This window comes from Xanthomonas codiaei (genome assembly GCF_002939785.1).
GTDB classification, from domain to species: Bacteria; Pseudomonadota; Gammaproteobacteria; order Xanthomonadales; family Xanthomonadaceae; genus Xanthomonas; species Xanthomonas codiaei.
The window spans coordinates 13,991-26,051 of record NZ_MDEC01000028.1 but is presented as its reverse complement, the minus strand read 5'-3'; the positions used below and the strand labels follow the sequence as shown (position 1 = coordinate 26,051).

The 12,061-nt window shown below is 64.4% G+C and carries 11 protein-coding genes and 1 tRNA gene; 1 reads left to right on the top strand and 11 read right to left on the bottom strand.

The annotated features are described in order from the left end of the window. Nucleotides 1-120 precede the first annotated feature (120 nt). The 11 genes from XcodCFBP4690_RS17435 to thrS all read right to left on the bottom strand — a co-directional run bounded on the left by XcodCFBP4690_RS17435 (nucleotide 121) and on the right by thrS (nucleotide 10,588). Entirely contained in the window at nucleotides 121-1,560 is a 1,440-nt protein-coding gene (locus XcodCFBP4690_RS17435) for a GumC family protein (protein WP_146091945.1), read from the bottom strand. Further along, nucleotides 1,542-2,240, bottom strand: coding sequence for a polysaccharide biosynthesis/export family protein (locus XcodCFBP4690_RS17430; protein ID WP_167394692.1), 699 nt, complete (start codon nucleotides 2,238-2,240; stop codon nucleotides 1,542-1,544). The genes XcodCFBP4690_RS17435 and XcodCFBP4690_RS17430 overlap by 19 nt, the downstream gene beginning before the upstream one ends. A gap of 471 nt (nucleotides 2,241-2,711) precedes the next feature. Beyond that, nucleotides 2,712-2,788: transfer RNA gene (locus XcodCFBP4690_RS17425), tRNA-Pro, on the bottom strand. Nucleotides 2,789-2,850: 62 nt separating this feature from the next. Next, nucleotides 2,851-3,207 (bottom strand): MerR family transcriptional regulator, encoded by a 357-nt coding sequence (locus XcodCFBP4690_RS17420; protein ID WP_005995911.1) that lies wholly within the window; start codon nucleotides 3,205-3,207, stop codon nucleotides 2,851-2,853. After that, nucleotides 3,188-3,487 (bottom strand): integration host factor subunit alpha, encoded by a 300-nt coding sequence (locus XcodCFBP4690_RS17415; protein WP_002811076.1) that lies wholly within the window; start codon nucleotides 3,485-3,487, stop codon nucleotides 3,188-3,190. The genes XcodCFBP4690_RS17420 and XcodCFBP4690_RS17415 overlap by 20 nt, the downstream gene beginning before the upstream one ends. Nucleotides 3,488-3,508: 21 nt before the next feature. After that, nucleotides 3,509-5,887, bottom strand: a complete 2,379-nt coding sequence (gene pheT, locus XcodCFBP4690_RS17410; RefSeq protein WP_104542884.1) for a phenylalanine--tRNA ligase subunit beta — start codon at nucleotides 5,885-5,887, stop codon at nucleotides 3,509-3,511. Between the two features lie 115 nt (nucleotides 5,888-6,002). After that, nucleotides 6,003-6,998, bottom strand: a complete 996-nt coding sequence (gene pheS / locus XcodCFBP4690_RS17405; RefSeq protein WP_104542882.1) for a phenylalanine--tRNA ligase subunit alpha — start codon at nucleotides 6,996-6,998, stop codon at nucleotides 6,003-6,005. A 285-nt stretch (nucleotides 6,999-7,283) separates the two neighbouring features. Then, nucleotides 7,284-7,643 carry a 50S ribosomal protein L20 gene (gene rplT / locus XcodCFBP4690_RS17400; protein ID WP_003484828.1) on the bottom strand — a complete coding sequence of 120 codons (360 nt, stop codon included), beginning with the start codon at nucleotides 7,641-7,643 and terminating at the stop codon, nucleotides 7,284-7,286. 10 nt (nucleotides 7,644-7,653) lie between these two features. Beyond that, nucleotides 7,654-7,851 (bottom strand): 50S ribosomal protein L35, encoded by a 198-nt coding sequence (gene rpmI, locus XcodCFBP4690_RS17395; protein WP_002811096.1) that lies wholly within the window; start codon nucleotides 7,849-7,851, stop codon nucleotides 7,654-7,656. Between the two features lie 241 nt (nucleotides 7,852-8,092). Continuing rightward, nucleotides 8,093-8,635 (bottom strand): translation initiation factor IF-3, encoded by a 543-nt coding sequence (infC, locus tag XcodCFBP4690_RS17390; protein ID WP_104542880.1) that lies wholly within the window; start codon nucleotides 8,633-8,635, stop codon nucleotides 8,093-8,095. A 48-nt stretch (nucleotides 8,636-8,683) separates the two neighbouring features. Next, nucleotides 8,684-10,588 carry a threonine--tRNA ligase gene (gene thrS / locus XcodCFBP4690_RS17385; protein WP_104542878.1) on the bottom strand — a complete coding sequence of 635 codons (1,905 nt, stop codon included), beginning with the start codon at nucleotides 10,586-10,588 and terminating at the stop codon, nucleotides 8,684-8,686. 320 nt (nucleotides 10,589-10,908) lie between these two features. Here thrS and XcodCFBP4690_RS17380 point away from each other — a divergent pair, with 320 nt between their 5' ends. After that, nucleotides 10,909-12,030, top strand: a complete 1,122-nt coding sequence (locus tag XcodCFBP4690_RS17380; RefSeq protein WP_167394691.1) for a LacI family DNA-binding transcriptional regulator — start codon at nucleotides 10,909-10,911, stop codon at nucleotides 12,028-12,030. Nucleotides 12,031-12,061 lie beyond the last annotated feature (31 nt).

Sequence of the window (12,061 nt, the reverse complement as noted above, 5' to 3'; positions counted from 1 at the left end):
CCCTTTGTTTCAACAGAGACAAACTTTCAAACGAAGGAGCCCGAAACATACGGGATCCGACCTTTTCCACGCTGAATCGGTTGTCACTTTAATTAACCACCGTTTTGCAACACCACGATGTCAGTTCAATCGTGGCTCCGGCCCATTGCCCCGCAGGAAGTAGCGCACAAGCGCCACGGCCAGGCCAAGGAATACGCCAAAGATGAAGCCCAAAGCGAGGTTCAATTTGAGTTTCGGCGAAGTCTTCGACGTAGGCACATCTGCAGTGTCGACGATGGTCACGTTGTTGGCGCCGACATTGCTCGCGACACCGATCTCCTTGTAACGCTGCAGGAGCGCGTCGTAGAGCTGGCGGTTGGTGTCGACGTCGCGCTTGAGCATGTTGTAGCGGATGCTGCGGCTCTGCAGATCGAGTTCGTTGTTACGCAGGCCGGCAATGCGTTCGTTGAGCAATTGCTCCTGATGCACGGACGCGTCGTAGGTGGCCTTGAGCGACTGACGAACGTTGACGATCTCGCCGTTGATCTGCCGGCGCGACTCTTCGATCTGCGCCTTCAGGCGCTGCATTTCCGGGTAATCCGGCTTGAAGGTCGATAGCTTCTGCTGGTACTCGCTGGTCAGGCGCACCTGCTCGCCGCGCAGCGTCTGGATCAGCGGGCTGCTCAGCACCTGCGGCAGCGACATCGCGTCGCCGCTTGCTGCCTGGCGCCAGGCGGCCTCGGCCTTGATGCGCGCATCCTGCGCCGACGCCAGCATCGCGTTGAGGTCGGTCAGGTTCTGCGCCGGCAACGAGGGCTTGTCGTCGCCCACCGAGACGATCTGCTCTTCGGTCGAATACGCCACCAGGTTCTTCTCCGAGTCCTCGACCTTGGAACGCAGTTGTTCCAGACGCTCGGCCAGGAACTTGGTCGCGAACGAGGACGCCTTCATGCGGCGCTCCTGCGTGCTGACGATGAACACCTTCGGATACGTGTTGGCGATCTTGGCCGCCAGCACCGGGTCCGGCGACTCGTAATTGACATAGACCAGACGCGAATTGAGGATCGGCTCGACCACCAGGCCCGCAAGCAAGGTATCGGTCAGGCTGCGCTCGATGATCGCCTGGCGCGAGTCCACCGACTTGCCGGCTTCCGGGTTCTTGGCCGCGGCCTTTTCCACCGCATCTTCCACCTGCTGCTTGAACGCCGGCTCCTGGTCGAGCTTGGCCTCGCGGATCACCGCACGCGCCAGCGAGCGGCTCTGCAGCAACTGGTACTGGGTCTGGTAGAAGTCGCGATCCTGCGGGGACTCCACCGGCATCAGGTTGTCGACGTTCACCACGTTGAGCGAGTCGCGCTCGATCTGCAGCGTGCTGGTGGCGCGATACTTTTCCGGCATCAGGAAGGTGATCACCAGCGCCAGCAGCGTCGCGCCGATGGTGATCAGGATGATCAGCCAGCGCTGCGACACCAGCGCGCGCCAGTAGTCGAGCAAGCTCACGTCTGCCAGCTCAAGATGTCCGTGACGCTGCGACGGCGAGGAACGATTGTCGGAATTCATACTCATCGGTAAGCGCGCCACACCATCACCAAAGGGGTCAGTTCCAGCATGGTGCGCAACCAGACGCGCGCATCCGAGCGATACACCACGACGATGTCGCCACCGTAGATCTCAGGGTCCGGATTGGTGCCCTTCTCGATCTCGGTCAGGTCGAAGCGCGCGATCATCTTCTGCCCGTTGACCATCCGGAACACGATGACGTTGCCGCGGCTTGCCACGGTGCTGACGCCCTTGGCCTGCGCGACGGCCTGCTGCAAGGTCAGGTTGGCGCCGATGACGGGATAGATGCCGGGTTCGGTGACGGCGCCGGTCACGGTGACGCGGCGGCCATTGGATTCCTGCACGAACACCGACACCTGCGGGTTTTGCAGATATCCGTTGCGATAGCGGTCGGCAACCATCTTCTCCAGCTCGCCGACGCCCATGCCGGCGGCATTGACGTCGCCGATCAGCGGCAGCGAGATGTGACCGTTCTGATCGATACGCACCTGCCGCTCCAGATCGTCGATCTGGAAGACCTTGACCAACAACAAGTCGCCTGGAGAGAGTCGATACTCGGGCTGCACCGCCGACATTGCCAGCGGATCGGGCAGCGGCAACGACGTCGCCATGTCCTTCCCGGTGCTGCAAGCGCCCAGTGTCATCGAGCAGATCAACGCCAGGCTCAAGGCTTGGCAAAATCGTCCGATCAGTTTCTTCATGCGTGTGGCTGGCTGCCTCGGTTGGGTGGGACAGGAGCTCGCGCAGCATTCAACCGGCCAAACATGCCAGCACGAACGTACGACAGAGGATTCATCCCGGAACATCGGGATCACGACAGGTATGACGTGTTGCACTGCACTATGGCACAGAAAGATCGCACCGCAAGGCGCAGCACGTCATTTTTTTGACGGCGTTGGCCTATTGATTCAAGTTCGTCGAAACCGCGTTAACGAACCGTGATCCACGTTCGATTCCAGGATCGGTGATTTGGAGCGTTTCCGCGCACTTAGCATCATTCCGTGATCCAGGTCCATAGCGAACCGGACCGCAAAAACCAGCCGCTAGCGCGCTGTTCATGCTGCACTGCGATATGCCGATCTGCATAGTCATCGGGCTGAGCGAAGACACAAAAATGCAATGTTGCGACGCAACAAAAAAGCCCATGTCGCGACGACATGGGCTTTCGTATTTGGTCGGGGTAGCCGGATTCGAACCGACGACCACTAGTCCCCCAGACTAGTGCGCTACCAGGCTGCGCTATACCCCGAAGATGTTGCGTCCCGCCGGCGAGGGCGGCCTGCGATTATAGCGGCTTTGTGAAGCGTTTTCCTAGCGCCGCAGCAGTTGCAGCACTTCTTCCAGCTCCATCCGCACCTGCTTGATGATCTGGTTGCTCAATGCCGACTCGCTCTTGGCGCCGTCGCCCTCCAGGCGCAGGCGCGCACCGCCGATCGTATAGCCTTGCTCGTAGAGCAGGCCGCGGATCTGCCGCACCATCAGCACATCGTGGCGCTGGTAGTAGCGCCGGTTGCCGCGCCGCTTGACCGGCTCCAGGCTCGGAAATTCCGTTTCCCAGTAGCGCAGCACATGCGGCTTGACGTCACATAGCTCGCTCACTTCACCAATGGTGAAATAGCGCTTCGCCGGAATCGGCGGTAGCTCGCGATTACTGCCCGGATCCAGCATAAGCCTCCACCCGTTCCTTGAGTTTCTGGCCCGGGCGGAAGGTCACCACCGTGCGGGCCGAGATCGGAATTTCCTCACCGGTCTTGGGATTGCGACCGGGCCGTTGGTTCTTGCGCCGCAGATCGAAGTTGCCGAAACCCGACAGCTTCACCTGACGACCCTGCTCCAGCGCATCGCGCAGCACATCGAAGAACGCATCGACAAATTCCTTTGCCTCGCGCTTGTTCAGACCGACCTCGTCGAACAGACGCTCGGCCATCTCCGCTTTCGTCAATGCCATGCCAATCCCCTGGTTACCGCCTCAACTCCGGATCCGGGCGCGGTGCTCGCGCTCGACCACCGCCACCACGTCGGTAACGACCGCATCCACGTCCCGGTCGGTGAGAGTGCGCGAGTTATCCTGCAAAATCAAGCCCATAGCCAGACTCTTGAAACCTGGCTCGACCCCCTGCCCGACATAGCGGTCGAACAACTGCACCTCGCGCAGCAACGGGCCGACCGCGGTCTGCACGCTGGCCGACAGCGACGCCCAGCTCACCTCTTCCGGTACCAGGAAGGCCAGGTCGCGGCGCACCGAGGGGAACCGCGACAGCTCACCGGCACGCGGCAAGGCGCGCTGCACCAGCGGCGCAAGCTCCAGTTCGAACGCGATCACATCCACGTCGATGTCCATCGCCTTGGCCAGGCGCGGATGCACCTGCCCGATCCAGCCGATGCATACCCCGTCGCGATAGATGTCCGCCGAACGGCCCGGGTGCCCGAACGGCTGCGCCGACGGCCGGAACTCAAGCACCGCACCACTGGCCGCCGCCAGCGCCAGCAGGTCGCCCTTCACATCGTGGAAGTCCACCTTGCGCGCCGGTTCGCCCCATTGCAGCGCCAGCGCATCGCCGCACACTGCAGCGGCGACATGCTGCGCTTCGCGCGGCGCGGCGCCCGCGTCGGCCGCGGCAGCGAATACCTTGCCCAGCTCGAACAGGCGCACGCGCCCGGCCTGACGCGCGGCGTTGCGGCCCAGGGTCGCCACCAGGCCCGGCAGCAGGCGCGGACGCATGACGGCCAGCTCCGCGCTGAGCGGGTTGGCCAGCGGCACCAATCCTTCGCTGAGCTGCCACCGCTGCAGCAGGTCGGCATCGACGAAGGCGTAATTGATGGTCTCCTGCAGCTCGCGCGCCACCAGCTGGCGGCGCACGGTGAGCTCGTCCAGTTGTGTCTCGCTCGGCATCGCGATCCGGCTGGCACCGCCGGGCAGCGTGGTCGGCACCCGGTCGTAGCCATGGATGCGCGCCAGCTCTTCGATCAGGTCTTCCTCGATGGCGATATCGAAGCGGCGGCTCGGCGCCAGCACCTGCCAGCCCTCGCCCACGGCCTCCAGCTGCATGCCGAGCGCGCTCAGGATACGAACCACCTCCGCATCGTCGATCCGGATACCGAGCACGCGTGCGATGCGCGCACGACGCAGCAGGATCGGCGCGGCCTGCGGCAGATGCTGCGGCAGTTGTGCATGCACCACCGGGCCCGGCGTACCACCGGCCAGATCCAGCACCAGGCGCGTGGCCACTTCGATGGCCTGCGGCGCCAGCGCCGGGTCCACACCACGCTCGAAGCGATGGCCGGCATCGGTGTGCAGGCCGAGCTTGCGGCCGCGCCCCATGATCGCCGCCGGGTCGAAATACGCCGACTCCAGGAACACATTGCGGGTGGTCTCAGTGACCCGGGTGTCCAGCCCGCCCATCAAGCCGGCCAGCGCCACCGGACGGCCGGCATCGGTGATGGTCAGGAAGCTGTCGTCCAGCGTCACCTGCCGCCCGTCCAGCAGCGCCAGTTGCTCGCCGGCGCGCGAACGGCGCACGCCGATCGGCCCCTGCAAGGTGTCCAGGTCGAAGGCGTGCATCGGCTGGCCCAGTTCCAGCATCACGTACTGGGTGATGTCCACCAGCAGCGACACCGGGCGCACGCCGCTGCGGCGCAGGCGCTCGGCCAGCCACACCGGCGTGGTCGCCGCCGGATCGATGCCTTCGATCACGCGGCCGCAATAGCGCGGCGCTTCCTTGCCGGCATCCAGTTCCACCGCCAATGTCCGCGTGGACAGCGGCGCCACGGCAGCCGCGTCGAAGGCCACCACTTCGCTGGCGCAGGCCGCCGCCACATCGAAGGCAATGCCACGCACGCTGAAGCAATCGGCGCGATTGGGAGTGAGCTTGATCTCGATGCTGGCGTCGGGCAGGCCAAGATACTCGGCCAGCGCCTGACCCACCGGCGCATCGTCCGGCAGTTCGAACAGGCCGGAGGCATCGCTGTCCAGGCCCAGCTCCCTGGCCGAGCACAACATGCCGTTGGAGGGCACACCGCGCAGCTTGGCCGCCTTGATGGTCAGCTCGCCGATCTGCGCACCGACCAGCGCCAACGGCGCCACCAGGCCGGCACGCGCATTGGGCGCGCCGCACACGATCTGCAGCAACTCGCCCTGCCCGGCATCGACGCTGCAGACCTGCAGACGGTCGGCTTCCGGGTGCCGCACCGCCTCGACGATCCGCGCCACCACCACCTGGCCCAGCGCCTCGCCCAACGGCGTCACCTCCTCCACTTCCAGACCGATCGCCGTCAGCGTCGCAGCCAACTCCTCGCGGCTGGCCTGGATCGGAACGTGGCTACGCAGCCAATTTTCTGAGAATTTCATGGGATGCCGGGATTCGGGAATCGGGATTGGGGATTCGTATAAAGCAGCAGGCCGGGACGGTGCGGAACAGGGGCGCTGTTGCCAATCCCCAATCCCGAATCACCATCCCCTGCCGTCAGGCAAACTGCCTGAGAAAACGCACGTCGTTTTCGAAGAAGGCGCGCAGGTCGTTGACGCCGTAGCGCAGCATCGCAAAACGCTCCACGCCCAGGCCGAAGGCGAAGCCGGTGTAGCGCTCCGGATCGATGCCGACGCTGCGCAGCACGTTGGGGTGCACCATGCCGCAACCCAGCACTTCCAGCCAACGCGTGCTGCCATCGGGCTGCTGCCAGGCGATGTCCACTTCCGCACCCGGCTCTACGAACGGGAAGTAGCTGGGACGGAAGCGCATTTCGAAGTCGCGCTCGAAGAACGCGCGCACGAACTCGGACAAGGTGCCCTTGAGATCGGCGAAGGTGGAATGCTCGTCCACCAGCAGGCCTTCGACCTGATGGAACATCGGCGAGTGGGTCTGGTCCGAGTCGGAGCGATACACCTTGCCGGCGGCGATCATGCGCAGCGGCGGCTTGTGCGCGTCCATGTAACGCACCTGTACGCCGGAGGTGTGGGTCCGCAACAGGCGACCGTCGCCGAAGTAGAAGGTGTCGTGCATCGCGCGTGCCGGATGATGCGGCGGAAAGTTCAGCGCTTCGAAGTTGTGCCAGTCGTCCTCGATTTCCGGACCATCGGACAACTCGTAACCCAGCCTCGCGAAGATCTCGACGATACGCTCGAGCGTGCGCGTGACCGGATGCAGGCCGCCACGCTCGCCGCGCCGGCCGGGCAATGTCACATCGATGCGCTCGCCGGCCAGGCGGGCGTCCAATGCAGCGGTTTCCAGGGTGTTCTTGCGCTGCGCCAGTGCGGCGGTCAGCGCGTCGCGGGTCTGGTTGATCGCCTCGCCAGCAGCCTTGCGCTGGTCGGCCGGCAGCGTGCCGAGCTGCTTGAGCTGGGCAGTGACGCTGCCGCTCTTGCCCAGCAAGGCGACCCGTAACGCCTCCAGTTGCTCCGGCGTCTGCGCGGCGGCGACATCGGCCAGCGCGCGCTCGGTCAGGGATTGAATCTCACTCATTGCACTCGCGCCTCAACTGCTAGCCGAACGGTGTTTCCGGATGCACCGGAACGCATTGTCACTGGACCAACCTGCCATCACCCACTTGGTGGCTTCGCAAAAACGCAAAAGGGGAAGGACTCGCGCCCTTCCCCCTGCATCTCTGCGTTTCACGCATCGAAAGCATCCGCACCGAGGTGTGACTACTGCCGATGACCCGCTTCTTTAGCAGTCCGCACATGGATGTGCGGGCTCCTGCGAGGGACTCGCACGTACAGCGTGCGGGCTCTTGCGAGGGACTCGCACCTATGCCGCCAGCGCGCCCTTTGCCTTCTCGGCCAGCGCGGCAAAGCCGGCGGCGTCATGCACGGCGATATCAGCCAGCACCTTGCGGTCCAGGGTGATACCAGCCTTGAGCAGGCCGTTCATGAAACGGCTGTAGCTCAGGCCATTGATGCGGGCAGCCGCATTGATGCGGGTGATCCACAGCGAACGGAAGTTACGCTTCTTCTGCTTGCGGCCAATGTAGGCGTACTGCTGCGCCTTGATGACGGCCTGCTTGGCAACGCGGAAGACCTTGCGGCGAGCGTTGTAGTAACCCTTCGCCAGGGTCAGGATTTTCTTGTGGCGGCGACGCGCCTGTACGCCACGCTTTACTCGTGCCATGGGTCAGTCCTCAGAGATAGGGAAGCATACGATCGAGACGGCCAGCGTCCTCGGCACGGACGTGGTTCGTCTGCCGCAGGTTGCGCTTGCGCTTGGTCGCTTTCTTCGTGAGGATGTGGCTACGGTTTGCGTGGCCGCACTTGTACTTGCCGGAGGCGGTCTTGCGGAAACGCTTGGCCGCCGCCCGGTTGGTCTTGATCTTGGGCATTGCGATGTCCTTGATGGTTTTTTGTCACTGACACGGGCGGCAGTCTTGCGACCACGCTTTCCATCCTTGCCCTTGCCTGCTTGTAAGTCCTTGATCGAACACGATCCGGACAGGTCCTGGTGCCGCTTGCGCGGCGCCCCGGCAAAACCGGGCCGCGCAGTCTACCCGTTGCCGGGAATTCTTGCAAATCGGTGCGATTGCCGCCGTGACCGGCCCCAACCGGGGCCGCCACGGCGCAGGATCAGACCTTCTTCTTGGGCGCGATCATCATCACCATCTGACGCCCTTCCAGGCGCGGACGGGACTCGATGACGATCTCGTCGCCCAGATCGGCCTCGATCCGGGCCGCCATCTCGCGACCCAGCTCCTGGTGGCTCATTTCACGGCCACGGAAACGGATGTTGACCTTGACCTTGTCGCCTTCTTCCAGAAAGCGGCGCATGTTGCGCAGCTTGATCTGGTAGTCGCCCTCGTCGGTGACCGGGCGGAACTTGAGTTCCTTGATCTCGACCTGCTTGGTCTTCTTCTTGGCCTCGTTGGCCTTCTTCTGCTGCTCGAACTTGAACTTGCCGAAGTCCATGATCTTGCAGACCGGCGGATCGGCCTGCGGCTGGATTTCGACCAGATCCAGGCCTTCTTCCTCGGCCTTGGCGAGCGCTTCGTCGCGCGACAACACGCCGACCATCTCTCCGTGGCTGCCGATCACGCGGACGCGCGGCACACGGATTTCTTGGTTCTTGCGGTTCTGTTTGTTGTCAGGGGTACTGATATTGCAATCTCCCAGGGGAATCGAACCGGCGCATCCGGATCATCCAGACCGGCCGGGGTTGGCTCACGCTGCCTGCTCTGCCTGCAGACGTTCGATGAAGGCCGAAACCGACATGGTCCCGAGGTCCTCTCCCGATCGCGTCCGCACGGCAACCGCGCCATTTTCCTTCTCGCGGTCGCCGACGACGAGCAGATACGGCACGCGTTGCAGCGTATGCTCGCGAATCTTATAACCGATCTTCTCGTTACGCAAATCGGCGCTGACACGGAAGCCTTGATTTGCAAGGGTTTTCCGAACCGAGTCGACATATTCGGCCTGAGCGTCGGTGATGTTGGCGACAACGACCTGGACCGGGGCCAGCCAGGACGGGAAGGCGCCGGCGTGGTGCTCGATCAGGATGCCGATGAAACGCTCCATCGAGCCGACGATGGCCCGGTGCAGCATCACCGGATGCTTCTTCTGGCTGTTCTCGTCCACGTACTCGGCGCCCAGGCGGCCCGGCATCATGAAGTCGACCTGCATGGTGCCCAGCTGCCAGGTCCGGCCGATGGCGTCCTTGAGGTGGTACTCGATCTTGGGACCATAGAAGGCGCCCTCGCCCGGCAGCTCCTGCCACTCCACCCCGCACACGCCCAGCGCGCTGCGCAGCGCGGCCTCGGCCTTGTCCCAGGTGGCATCGTCGCCCAGGCGCTTTTCCGGACGCAGCGCGATCTTGATCTGGATGTCGTCGAAACCGAACGCGGTGTAGACCGCCAGCGCCTGCTGGTGGAAGGCGGTGACCTCGGATTCGATCTGCGATTCCAGGCAGAACACGTGCCCGTCGTCCTGGGTGAAGCCGCGCACGCGCAGGATGCCGTGCAGCGCGCCGGAGGGCTCGTTGCGGTGGCAGGCGCCGAATTCGCCGTAGCGGATCGGCAGGTCGCGGTAGCTGTGCAGGCCCTGGTTGAACACCTGCACGTGGCCCGGGCAGTTCATCGGCTTGACCGCGTAGGTGCGCTTCTCCGATTCGGTGAAGAACATCGCGTCCTGGTAGTTGTCCCAATGGCCGGATTTCTGCCACAGCGACACGTCCAGGATCTGCGGGCAGCGCACCTCGCCGTAGCCGCTGTCGCGATAGACCTTGCGCATGTACTGCTCGACCACCTGCCACAGCGACCAGCCCTTGGGGTGCCAGAACACCAGGCCCGGCGCTTCTTCCTGCAGGTGGAACAGGTCCTGCGCCTTGCCGATGCGGCGGTGGTCGCGCTTGTCGGCCTCTTCCATGCGCAAGATGTAGGCATCCAGCTGCTTCTTGTCGGCCCAGGCGGTGCCGTAGATGCGCTGCAGCTGCTCGTTCTTGGCATCGCCGCGCCAGTAGGCGCCGGAAATGCGGGTCAGCTTGAACGCCTTGAGGAAGCGCGTATTGGGCACATGCGGGCCGCGGCACATGTCCACGTATTCCTGGTGGTAGTACAGGCCCATCGCGGTGATGTCCTCGGACATGTCCTCGATCAGGCGCAGCTTGTACTCCTCCCCGCGCTGGGCGAATACCTCGATCACCTCCGCGCGCGGGGTGACCTTCTTGATCACGTCGTAGTCCTGCGCGATCAGCTCCTGCATGCGCTGCTCGATCGCGGCCATGTCTTCGGGCGTGAACGGGCGCTCGCTGTAGATGTCGTAATAGAAGCCTTCGGCGATCACCGGGCCGATCACCATCTTGACCTCGGGATACAGCTGCTTGACCGCATGGCCGACCAGGTGGGCGCAGGAGTGGCGGATGATCTCCACGCCTTCGGCATCCTTGGCGGTGATGATGCGCAGGCTGGCGTCATGGTCGATGACGTCGCTGGCGTCGACCAGCTGGCCGTCGACCTGGCCGGCGATGGTGGCCTTGGCCAGGCCGGCGCCGATCGACTGGGCGACCTGCATCACCGAGACGGGGGATTCGAATTCGCGGCGGCTGCCGTCGGGGAGCGTGATGTTGATCATGGGCAAGGATGAGATCTGGTCTGGCTGCAGCCGGAAGCTGCCATGGGAGGCCTGTCCACTGCGGACAGGCTGAGGGAGAAGCGGGAAAGGTCATGCGGAAGACCGCGTCGCGGGCGCCACGGACACGGGCGCCGGTCGGGATCAGCGGTGGGCGGTGGTAGTGCTCATGTCGCACGCTCGGCCGGCGCGGGGCGCGGGCCACCTTCTCGCAAGGGGTCTCGGGCGTGAATGGTAAACCAATCAGGCGGCCGCCGGGCAGGCCGGCACGGGGCCGGCGGGCGCATGGCATGATGCCGGCCATCGTCCTGCCGCTGCCGACCATGACCATCAAGGGTAAAGCCACCTCGCTGGATATCGCCTACCTGGCCGGGGTGTCGCAACCGACCGTCTCGCGTGCACTGCGCGGCAGCCCGATGGTCAACGAGGAAACCCGCAAGCGCATCCTGCGCATCGCCCGCGAGCTGAACTACAAGGTCGACAAGAACGCTTCCTCGTTGCGGCTGCGCAATGCCGGCACGCTGGCGCTGCTGTTCTTCGAAGACCCCACCGCCGACGATTCGCTGATCAACCCGTTCTTCCATTCGATGCTGGGCTCGATCACCCGCGCCTGCGCGCTGCAGGGCTACGACCTGCTGGTGTCCTTCCAGCAGCTGTCCAAGGACTGGCAGGCCGACTACGAAGACAGCAACAAGGCCGACGGCATCATCCTGCTGGGCTACGGCGATTACCAGGAATCGCGCCAGCGGCTGCAGCTGCTGGTGGAACAAGGCACGCATTTCGTGCGCTGGGGCGCGGCGCTGCCGGGCCAGCCGGGCATCTCCATCGGCAGCGACAACTACCAGGGCGGGCTGGACATCACCGAGCACCTGTTGGCGCAGGGCTGCCGACGCATCGCCTTCCTGGGCCATGCCTCCAATCACTACCCCGAATTCGAGGAACGTTACCGCGGCCACGTCGCTGCACTGGCGCAACAGGATCTGGTTGCCGACGCGGCGCTGCAGTTCGATGCGATCACCACCGAGTCGTCCGGTCACGCTGCATGCCTGGCGCTGCTGGACAGCGGCAAGGCATTCGATGCGGTGTGCGCAGCCAGCGACCTGATCGCCATCGGCGCGATGCGCGCCCTGCGCGAGCGCGGCCTGCGCGTGCCACAGGACGTGGCAGTCAGCGGCTTCGACGACATCGCACTGGCCGCCTCGGTGGCGCCGGCCTTGTCCACGGTGCAGCAGGACACCAAGCAGGCCGGCACGCTGCTGGTGGAAAGCCTGGTGGCGCTGATCCGCGGCGAAGCGGCGCAGAGCCGCACGATTCCGGTGAAACTGGCAGTGCGCGATTCCTCGCGCAGCCATGGCCTGCAGCCGCCGCTGGGCTGGAACCGATCCGGCGCGGAGACCGGCGAGGCAGCGGTTGACCTGGCGGCGGATGGAGCTGCAAGGCGCTGATTCGGGATTCGGGATTCGGGACAGCATGCAT

Bases quoted from the DNA above. Each gene is read 5' to 3' on its own strand.
- XcodCFBP4690_RS17430 (WP_167394692.1), bottom strand. From the start codon at position 2,240: ATGAAGAAACTGATCGGACGATTTTGCCAAGCCTTGAGCCTGGCGTTG.
- XcodCFBP4690_RS17420 (WP_005995911.1), bottom strand. From the start codon at position 3,207: ATGCTGGATCCGGGCAGTAATCGCGAGCTACCGCCGATTCCGGCGAAG.
- XcodCFBP4690_RS17415 (WP_002811076.1), bottom strand. From the start codon at position 3,487: ATGGCATTGACGAAAGCGGAGATGGCCGAGCGTCTGTTCGACGAGGTC.
- pheT (WP_104542884.1), bottom strand. From the start codon at position 5,887: ATGAAATTCTCAGAAAATTGGCTGCGTAGCCACGTTCCGATCCAGGCC.
- pheS (WP_104542882.1), bottom strand. From the start codon at position 6,998: ATGAGTGAGATTCAATCCCTGACCGAGCGCGCGCTGGCCGATGTCGCC.
- rplT (WP_003484828.1), bottom strand. From the start codon at position 7,643: ATGGCACGAGTAAAGCGTGGCGTACAGGCGCGTCGCCGCCACAAGAAA.
- rpmI (WP_002811096.1), bottom strand. From the start codon at position 7,851: ATGCCCAAGATCAAGACCAACCGGGCGGCGGCCAAGCGTTTCCGCAAG.
- thrS (WP_104542878.1), bottom strand. From the start codon at position 10,588: ATGATCAACATCACGCTCCCCGACGGCAGCCGCCGCGAATTCGAATCC.
- XcodCFBP4690_RS17380 (WP_167394691.1), top strand. From the start codon at position 10,909: ATGACCATCAAGGGTAAAGCCACCTCGCTGGATATCGCCTACCTGGCC.